Source organism: Streptomyces sp. NPDC038135, from assembly GCF_055601245.1.
The window spans coordinates 760,085-773,215 of record NZ_JBVJXS010000001.1; the positions used below are offsets into that span (position 1 = coordinate 760,085).

13 protein-coding genes are annotated in these 13,131 nt (G+C 72.8%); 1 reads left to right on the forward strand and 12 read right to left on the reverse strand.

The features are described from left to right. Window positions 1–12: 12 nt before the first annotated feature. The 12 genes from ACZ7JA_RS03585 to ACZ7JA_RS03640 form a co-directional block, all read right to left on the reverse strand. A complete protein-coding gene (locus tag ACZ7JA_RS03585; RefSeq protein WP_351667773.1) occupies window positions 13–405 on the reverse strand; it encodes a YccF domain-containing protein in 393 nt (130 codons plus the stop codon). Further along, entirely contained in the window at window positions 402–1,265 is an 864-nt protein-coding gene (gene htpX / locus ACZ7JA_RS03590; RefSeq protein ID WP_365129521.1) for a zinc metalloprotease HtpX, read from the reverse strand. The genes ACZ7JA_RS03585 and htpX overlap by 4 nt, the downstream gene beginning before the upstream one ends. Window positions 1,266–1,454: 189 nt before the next feature. Next, a complete protein-coding gene (locus ACZ7JA_RS03595) occupies window positions 1,455–2,978 on the reverse strand; it encodes an NADH-quinone oxidoreductase subunit N (protein WP_351667769.1) in 1,524 nt (507 codons plus the stop codon). Next, a complete protein-coding gene (locus ACZ7JA_RS03600; protein WP_389305358.1) occupies window positions 2,975–4,552 on the reverse strand; it encodes an NADH-quinone oxidoreductase subunit M in 1,578 nt (525 codons plus the stop codon). Before ACZ7JA_RS03600 ends, ACZ7JA_RS03595 begins: the two co-directional genes overlap by 4 nt. Window positions 4,553–4,558: 6 nt before the next feature. Then, window positions 4,559–6,553, reverse strand: a complete 1,995-nt coding sequence (locus tag ACZ7JA_RS03605) for an NADH-quinone oxidoreductase subunit 5 family protein (RefSeq protein WP_470807016.1) — start codon at window positions 6,551–6,553, stop codon at window positions 4,559–4,561. After that, complete coding sequence (gene nuoK / locus ACZ7JA_RS03610; RefSeq protein WP_351667763.1) at window positions 6,550–6,936, reverse strand: NADH-quinone oxidoreductase subunit NuoK; 387 nt, start codon at window positions 6,934–6,936, stop codon at window positions 6,550–6,552. The genes ACZ7JA_RS03605 and nuoK overlap by 4 nt, the downstream gene beginning before the upstream one ends. Then, window positions 6,936–7,532, reverse strand: coding sequence for an NADH-quinone oxidoreductase subunit J family protein (locus tag ACZ7JA_RS03615; protein ID WP_389445837.1), 597 nt, complete (start codon window positions 7,530–7,532; stop codon window positions 6,936–6,938). Before ACZ7JA_RS03615 ends, nuoK begins: the two co-directional genes overlap by 1 nt. Continuing rightward, window positions 7,529–8,083, reverse strand: coding sequence for a NuoI/complex I 23 kDa subunit family protein (locus ACZ7JA_RS03620; protein ID WP_351667759.1), 555 nt, complete (start codon window positions 8,081–8,083; stop codon window positions 7,529–7,531). Before ACZ7JA_RS03620 ends, ACZ7JA_RS03615 begins: the two co-directional genes overlap by 4 nt. Before the next feature lie 2 nt (window positions 8,084–8,085). Then, window positions 8,086–9,054, reverse strand: a complete 969-nt coding sequence (locus ACZ7JA_RS03625) for a complex I subunit 1/NuoH family protein (RefSeq protein WP_351667757.1) — start codon at window positions 9,052–9,054, stop codon at window positions 8,086–8,088. Next, on the reverse strand, window positions 9,051–10,628 hold the full coding sequence (locus ACZ7JA_RS03630) for an NADH-quinone oxidoreductase subunit C (RefSeq protein WP_470807018.1): 1,578 nt from the start codon (window positions 10,626–10,628) through the stop codon (window positions 9,051–9,053). The genes ACZ7JA_RS03625 and ACZ7JA_RS03630 overlap by 4 nt, the downstream gene beginning before the upstream one ends. Then, window positions 10,628–11,266: an NADH-quinone oxidoreductase subunit B gene (locus tag ACZ7JA_RS03635; protein WP_389445830.1), complete on the reverse strand. Its 639-nt coding sequence runs from the start codon at window positions 11,264–11,266 to the stop codon at window positions 10,628–10,630. Before ACZ7JA_RS03635 ends, ACZ7JA_RS03630 begins: the two co-directional genes overlap by 1 nt. After that, complete coding sequence (locus ACZ7JA_RS03640) at window positions 11,257–11,673, reverse strand: NADH-quinone oxidoreductase subunit A (RefSeq protein WP_351667751.1); 417 nt, start codon at window positions 11,671–11,673, stop codon at window positions 11,257–11,259. Before ACZ7JA_RS03640 ends, ACZ7JA_RS03635 begins: the two co-directional genes overlap by 10 nt. Window positions 11,674–11,909: 236 nt before the next feature. Here ACZ7JA_RS03640 and ACZ7JA_RS03645 point away from each other — a divergent pair, with 236 nt between their 5' ends. Then, complete coding sequence (locus ACZ7JA_RS03645; protein ID WP_389305343.1) at window positions 11,910–13,106, forward strand: sensor histidine kinase; 1,197 nt, start codon at window positions 11,910–11,912, stop codon at window positions 13,104–13,106. Window positions 13,107–13,131: the final 25 nt, after the last annotated feature.

The window sequence follows — 13,131 nt, forward strand, 5'->3', positions numbered from 1 at the left end:
CCGCCGGGCGCCTCAGCGGGCCGCGAACGGCTGGTCCGTGGGCACGATCTCGCGGCCCAGCGGGAACAGCGACACCGGGATCAGCTTGAAGTTGGCGACGCCGAACGGGATGCCGATGATCGTCAGGCACAGGGCGATGCCGGTCGTGATGTGGGCCAGCGTCAGCCACCAGCCGGCCAGCAGCAGCCACAGGACGTTGCCGACGCAGGAGGGGGCGCCCGCGTCGCGCCGCTCGACCGTGGTGTACCCGAAGGGCCACAGCGCGTAGACGCCGATGCGGAAGGCGGCGATGCCGAAGGGGATGCCGATGATCGTGACGCAGAGCAGTACGCCCGCGAGCAGGTATCCGAGGAACAGCCAGAAGCCGCTCAGGATGAGCCAGATGACGTTGAGGATGATCTTCACTGTGGACGCCCTGCCATCTTCTCGAGCCGGGAGATGCGGTCCGCCATGGGCGGGTGCGTGGAGAACATCCTGGCCAGCCCCTGGCCCGGCCGGAAGGGGTTCGCGATCATCATGTGGCTCGCGGTCTCGATCCGGGGCTCCGGGGGCAGCGGGAGCTGCTGGGTGCCGAGCTCCAGCTTGCGCAGGGCACTGGCCAGGGCCAGCGGGTCGCCGGTGAGCTGGGCGCCCGAGGCGTCCGCCTCGTACTCCCTGGACCGGCTGATGGCCAACTGGATGAGGGAGGCGGCGAGCGGGCCAAGAATCATGATCAGCAGCATGCCGAGCAGGCCGGGGCCCTCGTCGTCGTCGGAGCGGCCGATGGGGATCAGCCAGGCGAAGTTGACCAGGAACATGATCACCGAGGCGAGGGCGCCGGCGACCGACGAGATGAGGATGTCGCGGTTGTAGACATGGCTCAGCTCGTGGCCGATGACACCGCGCAGTTCGCGCTCGTCCAGCAGGCGCAGGATGCCCTCCGTGCAGCACACGGCCGCGTTGCGCGGGTTGCGGCCGGTCGCGAAGGCGTTGGGCGCCTCCGTCGGTGAGATGTACAGGCGGGGCATGGGCTGCCGGGCCTGCGTGGACAGGTCGCGGACCATCCGGTACAGCGCGGGGGCCTCGAACTCGCTGACCGGGCGGGCCCGCATCGCGCGGAGCGCCAGCTTGTCGCTGTTCCAGTAGGCGTACGCGTTCGTGCCGAGCGCGATCAGGACGGCCACGATCAGTCCCGTGCGGCCGAAGAAGCTGCCGATGACGATGATGAGCGCGGACAGTCCCCCGAGGAGTACTGCGGTCCTTAGCCCGTTGTGCCGGCGGTGCACGGTACGCCCTCCAAGTCGTGCTGCAGGGGAACGCTTTGGTCCAGTGGACCCTCCCGCTCTGGTCAACGCCAGGCGGCCGCCTCGAGTTCCCTTGAGCGGGCGGCGGCGCGCGTCGGCCGTACGGGTGACGTGCGATGACGGCCTTGCGCGCGTGGGGCCACGAGTGCCCCGCGCGCGCGTGGCGAGTCCTCAGAACAGGCCGGTGGCGGCGAAGCGCAGGACCAGCTGGGGCGCGCCGGAGAGCGCCACGCCGAGGACGCCGGTGAGGGCGAGGGCGGCGGTGAGGGGGGCCGGGAGCGGGTGCCGGGCGGCGGCGCCCTCGGGGGTGCGGAACAGCAGGGCCGTCCACTGGAGGTAGTAGAAGAGGGCGATCACCACGTTGACGGCCATGACGACGGCGAGCCAGCCCAGGCCGGCGTCGACGGCCGCGGAGAACACGGTGACCTTGGCGAACAGGCCGATGACGCCCGGCGGCAGCCCGGCCAGGCACAGCAGGAAGAAGGCCAGCAGCAGGGCGGCGACCGGGTTGGCGGCGTACAGGCCGCGGTAGTCGCTGAGCCGGTTGAGCGGCTTCGTGCGTCCCACCAGGGCGGCCACCGCGAAGGCGCCGAGGTTCACGGCGGCGTACATGAGGGCGTAGGCGACGGTGGAGCCGATGGCCTTCTGCGGGTCCTTGGAGTAGCCGGCGGCGGCGATCGGCACGAGGAGGTAGCCGGCCTGGCCGACGGAGGACCAGGCGAGCAGGCGTACGGCGCTGTACGCGCGCGTGGCCCGCTGGCGCAGGGCGCCGACGTTGCCGACGGTCATGGTGAGGGCGGCCAGGGCGGCGAGCGCAGGCCCCCAGGCGTCCGCGTACGACGGGAAGGCGACGACGGTGACGAGGATCAGCCCGGAGAAGCCGACGGCCTTGCCGACGACCGACAGGTAGGCGGCGATGGGCAGCGGCGCGCCCACGTAGGTGTCGGGCACCCAGAAGTGGAAGGGGACGGCGGCGGTCTTGAAGGCGAAGCCGACCAGGGTGAGGACGACACCGGTCTGGGCCAGGGTGTGCAGCTGCCCGTCGACGTGCTGGATGCGCTGGGCGACCTGGGTGAGGTAGAGCGTGCCGGTGGAGGCGTAGACGAAGCTGATGCCCATCAGGCTCACCGCGGTGGCGGTGACCGAGGACAGGAAGAACTTCAGGGCCGCCTCGGAGGACCGCTTGTCGCCGTGCCGGATGCCGACGAGCGCGAAGGCCGGCAGGGAGGCGACCTCCAGGGCGACGACGAGGGTGGCCAGGTCGCGGGAGGCGGGCAGCAGCGCGGCGCCGGCCGCGGAGGACAGCAGCAGGAACCAGAACTCCCCCGCCGGGACGCGCCGCCCCTCGTCGCCGAGGTTCGTCACCGACAGCAGGGCCGCGAGCAGGGCGCCGCCGAGGACGAGGAACTGGATGACGAGGGTGAAGTGGTCGGCGGTGTAGCTGCACGCGCGCGCGGGGGCGGGCAGGCAGAAGGTGCTGCGGTCGCCGTCGAGGAGCGGCAGCAGCATCAGCGCGGCCACCGCCAGGCCGGCCACGGAGGTCCAGCCGAGGAGCGGCTTGCGCGCCTCGGGCAGGAAGAGGTCGGCGACGAGGACGGCGAGCGCCACGACCGCGGTGATGACGGGCGGCGCGATCGCGAGCCAGTCGACGGACTGGACCAGCGACTGGACCGGGGGCTGGGCCAGGGCGCTCATCGGGTGCCTCCTGCGAGGAGCTGCTGCACGGCCGGGTCGGTCAGGCCGAGCAGGGCCCGCGGCCACAGTCCGGCGAGGACGGTCAGGGTGACGAGCGGGGTCCAGGCCGCGAACTCGTAGCCGTGCACGTCGGCGAGGGTCGTCGGGGTCTGCGGCGGCACGGCGCCCATGCAGACCCGGCGGACCACGATCAGCATGTAGGCGGCCGTCAGCAGGGTGCCGAACGCGCCGATCGCCATGAAGGTGAGAAACGCGGGGCGGCTGAGGCCGGCGGCGGGGCTGAACGAGCCGAACAGGGCCAGCATCTCGCCCCAGAAGCCGGCGAGGCCCGGCAGGCCGAGCGAGGCGACGGCGCCGAAGGCGAGCAGCCCGCCGAGGCGGGGGGCCTTGGCGTAGAGGGCCGCGCCCGTGTCCTCGGCCAGGGTGTCGAGGTCGGTGGTGCCGGTGCGGTCCTTCAGCGCGCCGACCAGGAAGAACAGCAGGCCGGTGATGAGGCCGTGGGCGATGTTGGCGAACAGGGCGCCGTTGACGCCGGTCGGGGTCATGGTGGCGATGCCGAGCAGGACGAAGCCCATGTGGCCGACGGAGGAGTAGGCGATGAGCCGCTTGAGGTCGCCCTTCGCCCCCTGTTTCGCCAGGGCCAGGCAGGCCAGGGACCCGTAGATGATCCCGACCACGGCGAAGGCGGCGAGGTACGGCGCGAAGGTGCGGAACCCGTCCGGCGCGACCGGCAGCAGGATGCGGACGAAACCGTACGTGCCCATCTTCAGCAGCACGCCGGCCAGCAGCACGGAGCCGACGGTCGGGGCGGCGGTGTGGGCGTCGGGCAGCCAGCTGTGCAGCGGCCACATCGGCGTCTTGACCGCGAGCCCGAGCCCGATCGCCAGTACGGCGATGACCTGCACGGACGTGGTCAGCGACCGGCCGTTGTCAGTGGCGAGTGCCACCATGTCGAACGTGCCCGCCTTGACTCCGATCAGGAGCAGGCCGAGCAGCATGACCACGGAGCCGAGCAGTGTGAACAGGATGAACTTCCACGCGGCCCGGGTACGGCCCTCGCCGCCCCAGCGGGCGATGAGGAAGTACATCGGGATGAGCACCGTCTCGAACGCGAGGAAGAACAGCAGCAGGTCGAGGACGGCGAAGGTCGCGAGGGTGCCGGTCTCGAGCAGGAGCAGCAGCGCGACGAACGCCTTCGGGGACGGGCCCGACGGCGGCTTGAAGTAGGAGTAGAGCGCGCAGAGGAAGGCCAGCAGCGCGGTCAGGACCAGAAGGGGGAGGGAGATGCCGTCGATGCCGAGGTGGATCCGCACGTCGAGTGCGGGGATCCAGCTGATGTCGGTCGTGGCCTGCATCTTCGACGGATGGTCGTGGTCGAAGCCGAGCGCGAGGACGACGGCGGCGATGAGGATCACGGCCGTCACGGTGACCCCGTGCCGCAGCACGGCCTGCTCGGGCGACTTCCCCTTCAGTCCGGGCGGGGCCGGGAGGAGGGCGGTGGCGGCGCCGAGGAGCGGGCCGGCGACGACGAACGCCAGAAGGAACTGCATCACGGACTCGTTGATATCGATCACGCCTGCTCACGCTCCCGTGGCGACGAGGAGGACGGCGACCGCCAGGACGACGGTGCCGGCGAGCAGCGCGCTCACATAGGTCTGCACATTGCCGGTCTGCGCGCGCCGTACGGCGGCCCCGAGCAGCCGGGGCAGGGCGGCCGCGCCGCGTACGTAGGTGTCGACGACCTCGCGGTCGAGGAACCGGACGAGACTCGCGCCGACCTGGACCGGGCGGACGAACAGCGCCGAGTACACGGCGTCGACGTGGAAGCCGGCAGCCGCGTGCCGGTGCAGCGGGCCGAGCAGCAGCCGTCCGGGGTCCGCCGGGTCGGGCGCCTCGGCGATGTCGCCGTAGGCGGGCTCGTGGCTGGCGATGGCCTCGGCCTCGACCAGTCCGGCGTCGCCCTCGGGGTGGGCGGCGACGGCGCCCAGCGGGACGCGGGCGGCGAGCGCGGTGGTGCGCTGCCAGGCGCCGTAGGTGAGCAGTCCGCCGACGACGGCGAGGCCGGTGCCGAGGATGGAGGTGAGGAGGGTGGGGGTCAGGTCGCGGCCGTCGAGCCAGCCGGGCAGCGAGCGGTAGGCGAACCCGCCGAAGGCCAGGGACGGCACGGCGAGGACCCACAGCACCACGGTCATGGTCAGCGGCTGGCGGCCGTGGTCGGGGGCCTCGGCGCCCCGGCCGCGGAAGGCCAGCAGCCACAGCCGGGTGGCGTAGGCGGCGGTGAGCACGGCGGTGACCAGTCCGGCGACGAGCACGAGCCAGCCGGCGGCGCCGGGGGCCTGGGCCGTGTGGCCGGAGGCCACGTGCTCGGCGGCGCCGAGCACGGACTCCTTGGAGAAGAAGCCGCTGAAGGGCGGGATCGCGGCGAGCGCGAGCAGGGCCACGGTCATCGTCCAGTAGGCGTCCGGGACGCGTTCGCGCAGGTGGCCCATGCGGGACATGGCGGCCAGCGAGTTGGTGCCGGCGGCGTGGATGATCACGCCGGCGGCGAGGAACAGCAGCGCCTTGAAGGCGCCGTGCGACAGGAGGTGGAAGACGGCGGCGCCGCGGTCGCCTACGGCGAGGGCGCCGGTCATGTAGCCGAGCTGGCCGATCGTCGAGTACGCCAGGACGCGTTTGATGTCGTCCTGGGCGAGGGCGGCGAGACCGGAGCCGGTCATGGTGACGGCGGCCATGACGGCGAGGACCACCATCGCGGCCCGTGAGGCCTCGAAGAGCGGGAGGAGGCGGGCGACGAAGTAGACGCCGGCGGCCACCATCGTGGCGGCGTGGATGAGCGCGGAGACGGGCGTGGGGCCCGCCATCGCGTCGGGGAGCCAGGTGTGCAGCGGGAACTGCGCCGACTTGCCGGCCACGCCCGCGAGCAGCAGCAGGGCGACGACCGTCGGGTGGCCGATGCCGCCGTTGGCTACGGTGGCGAGGATGCGGGGGATGTTGAACGACCCCGCGTCGGTGCCCAGCGCGAACAGGCCGATGAGGAAGGGCACGTCGCCGAGCTTGGTGACCAGGAAGGCCTTCAGGGAGGCGGCGCGGGCCTCGGGGGTCTCCCAGTAGTGGCCGACCAGGAAGTAGGAGCAGATGCCCATGACTTCCCAGCCGACCAGCAGCACGATCAGGTCGCCGGAGTAGACGACCAGGAGCATCGCGGAGGTGAACAGGGAGACGAGGGCGGCGTAGGACGGGTAGCGCGGGTCGTCGCGCAGGTAGCCGGTCGAGTAGATCTGCACGCAGGCCGCGACGAAGGCGACCAGGACGGCGACCAGCGCGGCGAATCCGTCGATGTCCAGGGCGAGGTCGATCGGGACCGAGCCGGTGGGCGTCAGCTCGGTGTGGGCCTCGACGGCCCGGCCGCCGCCCTGCCGTACGGCGACCAGCGCGGTCAGCACGAGCGCGGCCAGCGTGGGCAGCACGGCGAGCGGGCGGACCAGACCGGGGGCGGTGCGGCCGAGCAGCAGCCCGGCGGCGGCGCCCAGGAACGGCAGGAGGGGGACGAGGACGGCGAGGGTGGTCGTGGTCACGCGGTGGCCTCAGCCTTCTCGGCCGCGGAGGCGTCGGTGCCGGGGCCGTCGGTGTCGTCGCCGTGGCCCTCGGCGGTGTCGCGGAGCCTGTCGATGTCGGAGGTGCCGCGGTTGCGGTACACGGCGAGCACGATCGCCAGTCCGATGCCGATCTCGGCGGCGGCGATGGCGATGGTGAACAGGGTCAGCGCCTGGCCGGAGTGCAGGGTCTCCGCGGCGGCCCGGCTGAGCCAGACGTCGAAGGCGACCAGGTTGAGGTTGACGGCGTTGAGCATCAGCTCGACGGACATCAGGACGAGGATCGCGTTGCGGCGGGCGAGGACGCCGTACAGCCCGGTGCAGAACAGGAGGGCGGAGAGCACGGCGGGATAGGCGAGGTGCATCAGCGGGCGCCTTCCTTCGCGCCGGGGGCGCCGGCCGCGGGGGCGGCGCCGGGAGGCGGGTCCGCCGCCTTGCGGGACAGGACGATCGCGCCGACCAGGGCCGCGAGGAGCAGGACGGACAGCGCCTCGAAGGGCAGGACCCAGTTCTGGAACAGGCTCTGGCCGGTGACGCGGGTGGTGCCGGCCGCCGGGCCGTCCAGGTCGATCCACGTGGTGCGGAACGCGTCGACGACCACCCAGACCAGGGCCGCCGCGGCGGCGACGGCCACGGCGAGGGCGGCCCAGCGGTTGCCGGAGTCGGCGTCCGGTGAGCGGCCGATGGGCGCCCTGGTGAGCATCAGACCGAACAGGAGGAGGACGACGACGGAGCCGACGTAGATGAGGACCTGCACCCAGGCGATGAACTCGGCGGTGAGCAGGAGGTACTCGACGGCCAGGCCGCCGAGCGCGACCACCAGCCACAGGGCGGCGTGCACGAGCTGCCGGGTGGTGACGGTGACGAGCGCGGCTCCGAGGGTGACCAGGCCGACGAGGAGGAAGGCGATCTCCACGCCGGTCGGGGACAGGAAGCCGTGCTGGGCCGCGGCGAGGCTCATGACCGCTCCTCCCCCTGCTCGGCGGCCTGCTGGGCGGCGAGCTTCTCGGCGGTCTTGCGGGCGGCGGCGATCTCCTTCGGCTCCTCCGCGCCCGGGTCGAGGGCGGGCGGGGCCGGGACGGTCCACATCCACTCGCGGAGTTTGTCGCGCTCGTGGGTGAGGTCGCGGATGTCGGTCTCGGCGTACTCGAACTCCGGCGACCAGAACAGGGCGTCGAAGGGGCAGACCTCGATGCAGATACCGCAGTACATGCACAGGGAGAAGTCGATGGCGAACCGGTCGAGGACGTTGCGGCTGCGCTCGCGCCCGCCGGGGGCGGCCGGCGGGACCGTCTCCTTGTGCGAGTCGATGTAGATGCACCAGTCCGGGCACTCGCGGGCGCACAGCATGCAGACCGTGCAGTTCTCCTCGAACAGGCCGATGACACCGCGGGTGCGGGGCGGCAGTTCGGGCAGGGCGTCCGGGTACTGCTCGGTGACGGTCTTCCGCGTCATCGTGCGCAGGGTGACGGCCAGGCCCTTGGCCAGGCCGCTGCCGGGAATCGGAGCCATGGCTACTGGATCACCACCTTGACGACGCCGGTGAGGGCGATCTGGGCGAGGGAGAGGGGGACGAGGAGGGTCCAGGAGAGCTTCTGGAGCTGGTCCTCGCGCAGGCGGGGGTAGGTCACGCGGAGCCAGATGACGACGAAGGCGAGGATCGCGGTCTTCAGGAGGGTCCACAGCCAGCCCAGACCCTCGGCGCCCCACGGGCCGTGCCAGCCGCCGAGGAAGAGGACGGTGGTCAGACCGCACAGGACGACGATGCCGGCGTACTCGGCGAGCAGGAACAGCGCGAACCGCAGACCGGTGTACTCGGTGTACGCCCCGAAGATGATCTCCGAGTCGGCGACGGGCATGTCGAAGGGCGGGCGCTGCAGTTCGGCGAGGCCGGCCACGAAGAACACGATCGCGCCGACGATCTGCCAGGGCAGCCACCACCAGTGGAAGGCGTGCACGATGCCCGGGAGGGACACCGTGCCGGCCGCCATGGCGACGGAGGCCGCGGCGAGCAGCATGGGCAGCTCGTAGGCGAGCAGCTGGGCAGCCGTGCGCAGGCCGCCGAGCAGGGAGAACTTGTTGGCACTGGCCCAGCCCGCCATCAGCGAGCCGAGGACGCCGACGCCCATCACGGCGAGCACGAAGAAGATCCCCGCGTCCAGCACCTGCCCGACGGCCCCCTCGCTCGGCCCGATCGGGATGGCGAGCAGGACGAGCAGGTACGGCAGCAGGGCCACGGCCGGGGCGAGCTGGAAGACGCGGCGGTCGGCGCCGGCCGGGACCACGTCCTCCTTCTGCGCGAACTTCACACCGTCGGCGATGAGCTGGGCCCAGCCGTGGAAGCCGCCCGCGTACATCGGGCCGAGGCGGCCCTGCATGTGGGCCATCACCTTGTGCTCGGTCTGGCCCACGATCAGCGGGAAGGTGAGGAAGACGACGAACACGACCAGGAGTCGCAGGACGACATCCAACGCGTCGTTCACCGCGGGCCTCCTGTGGGGTCGTCGGGGGTGGGGGGTTCTTCGGGACTCCGGGGCTCGTGAGCGTCCTGGGGGCGTCGCCGGGCCGGGTGGGCCTCGGCAGCGTCCTGGGGGTGCCGGGGCGGCTCGGTCTCCCGGGGCTGTTCGGCCCGCGCGGCCCGTTCAGCGTCCGTAGCGCGCTCGGTTTCCGGGGCTCGCTCGGTTTCCGGGGCGCGTTCGGCCTCCTGGCTTGGCTCGTTTTCCAGGGCTCGTTCGGCCTCCGGGGCGCGCTCGGCCTCCTGGCTTGGCGAGGCCTGCGTCTCCTGGGTGTGCTCAGCCCCCGAAGCCCGCTCCGCCTCCGGGGCGGGCGCTGCCTGCGGGCCCTGCTCGGCCTCGGCCTCCGCTGGTTGCCGGGCCGGGGCCGATGGCTGGGTGGTCTCGGGGTGCTCGAAGGCCGGGCGGGCGTGGTGCCACGGGGCGTCCGAGCTGCGCGGGGCCGTGTCCCGGCGGGCCGAGCCGTCGGGTTCCGCCGGTTCGGCCGGGGTCTGGGCTCGCTGCGACGCCGAGCCTCCCGAGGCGGTGCGCGCACGGCGCGGGCGGGCCGGGGCCGGGCCGGGCTCGTGCGCCACCGAGGCCTCCGCGGCCGGTCCCTCCGCGGTCGGCTGCGCGGTGTCGCCCTCGGCCGCGGCCTGCTTGCGGGCCGCCGCGTCGTCGGCCGGCGCGGCCGACTGGCTCACCGAGCCTTCGCTCGCGCTCCTCGTCCGGCGCGGTCGCGCCCCGGCGCCGCCGCCGGCAGTACCTGCGGCACCGCCGCCGACTCCAGCAGCACCGGAAGCACCAGTAACACCGGAAGTCCCAGCAGCCCCAGCACCAGCGGCCCCCTCGGCCTCAGCCGTGGCCCCCGTCTGGCTGGCGGAGCCCTCCGAGGCTGTGCGGGTGCGGCGTACCGGGCGCTCGCCGGCCGCGCGGGCCGGGCGGTCGGCCGTCGCGCGCCCCGCGCCGCGGGCCGGGCGCGCCGGGGCGGGAGGGAGCTGGCCCTTCAGCGGGCCCCACTCGTTCGGGTCGGGGACGCCCGGCGGCAGCATCTGGCGGCGCTTGGGGCCGCCGTGGTCGGACTCCCCGGGCTCCTTGGCGCCCGGCCAGGCCTTGGCCACACGGGCGGCGAGGACGAAGTCCTTGCGCAGGGGGTGACCCTCGAAGGTCTCCGGGAGGAGCAGGTGCTCCAGGCCCGGGTGGCCCTCGAAGTCGACCCCGAACATCTCGTGCGTCTCGCGCTCGTGCCAGGCCGCGCCCGCGTAGACGCCGACGGCGGACGGCAGCGCCGGCGCCTCGTGCGGCACGGTGGTGCGGACCAGGAGGCGGCGGACCGGGTGGAGGGCCACGACGTGCGCCGAGACGCGGAAGCCCGTCCCCGGTTCGTCGACCGCGCTCAGCCAGTCGAAGTAGGTGCAGCGCAGGGTGGTGCGGGCCGTCTCCAGGGCGGTGAGCCAGGAGGACGGCGGCACGTCCACCGTCAGGACCTCGTAGGACTCCTCGGCCGTGGCCTCGGGGCCGAAGAGTTCCCCGGCGGGTGCGGGCAGCCAGCCGGACGTGCTCATCACGCGTCCCCTTCCACGGCGGGCGCCGGGGGCTTCACCAGGTCGCTGTTCAGCGCGGCCGCGGACGGGCGGGCGGTTCCGTACCGGTGCTCGAGCGACTCGCGGGCGATCTTCTCCTGGAGCTTGAGGATGCCCTGGAGCAGCGCCTCGGGACGCGGCGGGCAGCCCGGGACGTACACGTCGACCGGGATGATCTGGTCGACGCCCTTGGTGACGGAGTACGAGTCCCAGTAGGGGCCGCCGCAGTTGGAGCAGGCGCCGAAGGAGATGACGTACTTCGGCTCCGGCATCTGCTCGTACAGACGCTTCACGGCCGGCGCCATCTTGTCCGTCACCGTCCCCGAGACGACCATCAGGTCGGCCTGGCGGGGGCCCGGCGCGAAGGGGATGACACCGAGGCGGATGAAGTCGTGGCGGGCCATCGACGCGGCGATGAACTCGATCGCGCAGCAGGCGAGGCCGAAGTTGAACACCCACAGCGAATAGCGGCGGCCCCAGTTCAGGACCACCTTCATCGGCTCGGGGGCGAGCCGGGCGAGGGCGCCGAGCCGCTTGGGCTCCGGAAGCAGGACGGGCTCCGCCGCGGACGGGTTCTCCGTGACGGACGGGGCGGACGGGGCGGACGGGTTCACGTCCATGCCAGCACCCCCTTCTTGTAGGCGTACAGCAGGCCCACGGCGAGGAAGCCGAGGAAGACGAACATCTCCACCAGGGTGGCCGCGCCGTAGCCGGGCGCGGCGAAGACCGTCGCCCACGGGAACAGGAAGATCGAGTCGACCGCGAAGATCACGTAGAGGAACGCGTAGACGTAGTAGCGGACCTGGGTGTGGGCCCAGCCCTCGCCCACGGGGTCGACGCCGCACTCGTAGGTGAGCAGTTTCTCCGGGGTGGGCACCACCGGGCGCAGCAGCCGGCCGGCGCCGAACGCGACCGCGACGAAGAGCACGCCGATGAGCGCGAGCAGTCCCACGACCGAGTAGGACCGGAAGTAGCCGGCCGCGGCGTCCGCCGCGGCGACCGTCGAGTCCCCCAACGTCTCCCGCACCGTCCGCCTCGCTCCCTGACCTCGTGACCTTGGTGAACCCGGTGCAGTGGACCCCTGTGCTGCGACCTGATTCGAGGATCTGTACGCACCGGAGTCTAGGCCCTGATAAAGACACGGTAAGCAGCCCGTCACGGCGTGAGACGCCGGGGGCGGGGCCGGGGGTGGGGTTTTCCCCAGGGAACGGGGGCGGTGGACCGCATGGCACAAGAGGCGCCGGGCACGGCAGGCTGGCCCGCATGACCGCTTCCGCCTCCACCGCCGGCCGGACCGAGGGCTCCGACCGTCCTGCGTCCGACCGCCCGCCGGCCGCCCGTTTGGCCCTCGACGGGCGCACCTGGAAGGAGATCGCGCATCTCCTGCTGAACCTGCCGGTGGCGGTGTTCGGCTTCACTTACGTGTTCACGGTGGTGCTCGTCAGCGGGATCCTCACCCTCACGGTGATCGGACTGCCGCTGCTCGCCGTCTGCCTGCTGGGCGCCCGGCAGCTCGGCAAGCTGGAGCGGAGCCGGTCCCGGGCGCTGCTCGGGGTGCGGGTGGACGAGCCGTCACCGCTGCCGCTCGTCCGGGGCGGCGGGATGTTCCAGCGGCTGTGGCTGGCGCTGAAGGACCCGGTGGGCTGGCGGACGCTGCTGTACGACCTCATCCGGCTGCCCTGGGGCGTCCTCACCTTCTGCACCGTGCTGGTGTCGCTGTTCGTGCTGTGGCCGGTGCTGCCGTTCATCGCGCGGGGGCTGACCAATGTGGACCGGGCGATGGTGCGGGGGCTGCTGTCGCCCTCCGACGAGCTGGAGCGGCGGATCGCCGAGCTGGAGTCGGACCGCGGGGTCGTGGTCGACACGGCGGCCGCCGACCTGCGCCGCATCGAGCGGGACCTGCACGACGGGGCGCAGGCCCGGCTGGTCAACCTCGCCATGGGCCTGGGCCTGGCGAAGGAGAAGCTGCTGGAGGATCCCGACTCGGCCGCCGCGATGGTGGACGAGGCGCACGGCGAGGTGAAGCTCGCGCTCCAGGAGCTGCGCGACCTGGCCCGGGGCATCCATCCGGCGGTGCTGACCGACCGCGGCCTGGACGCGGCGCTTTCGTCCGTCGCCTCCCGCTGCACGGTGCCGGTGAAGGTGACGGCGGACCTGCCGTCCCGGCCCGCCGCCGCCATCGAAGGCATCGCCTACTTCACCGTCTCCGAGCTGCTGCAGAACGTCAGCAAGCACAGCCGGGCGCGCTCCGCCTCGGTCGACGTCTGGCGGTCCGAGGACCGGCTGCTCGTCCAGGTCCGCGACGACGGGGCCGGCGGCGCCCGGCTGGAGGGCGGCAGCGGTATGCGGGGCCTGGCGGAGCGGCTGGGCGCGGTGGACGGCCTGTTCCTGGTGGACTCACCCGTCGGCGGCCCGACGGTGGTCACGGCGGAGCTGCCGTGGCGGGACCGCAAGGAATAGCCCGCCTCGCCGGCACCACTGCCCG

Excerpts from the sequence above, each read along its gene's own strand:
- ACZ7JA_RS03595 (WP_351667769.1), bottom strand. The coding sequence starts at position 2,978 with ATGAGCGCCCTGGCCCAGCCCCCGGTCCAGTCGCTGGTCCAGTCCGTC.
- nuoK (WP_351667763.1), bottom strand. The coding sequence starts at position 6,936 with ATGCACCTCGCCTATCCCGCCGTGCTCTCCGCCCTCCTGTTCTGCACC.
- ACZ7JA_RS03615 (WP_389445837.1), bottom strand. The coding sequence starts at position 7,532 with ATGAGCCTCGCCGCGGCCCAGCACGGCTTCCTGTCCCCGACCGGCGTG.
- ACZ7JA_RS03620 (WP_351667759.1), bottom strand. The coding sequence starts at position 8,083 with ATGGCTCCGATTCCCGGCAGCGGCCTGGCCAAGGGCCTGGCCGTCACC.
- ACZ7JA_RS03630 (WP_470807018.1), bottom strand. The coding sequence starts at position 10,628 with ATGAGCACGTCCGGCTGGCTGCCCGCACCCGCCGGGGAACTCTTCGGC.
- ACZ7JA_RS03635 (WP_389445830.1), bottom strand. The coding sequence starts at position 11,266 with ATGGACGTGAACCCGTCCGCCCCGTCCGCCCCGTCCGTCACGGAGAAC.
- ACZ7JA_RS03645 (WP_389305343.1), top strand. The coding sequence starts at position 11,910 with ATGACCGCTTCCGCCTCCACCGCCGGCCGGACCGAGGGCTCCGACCGT.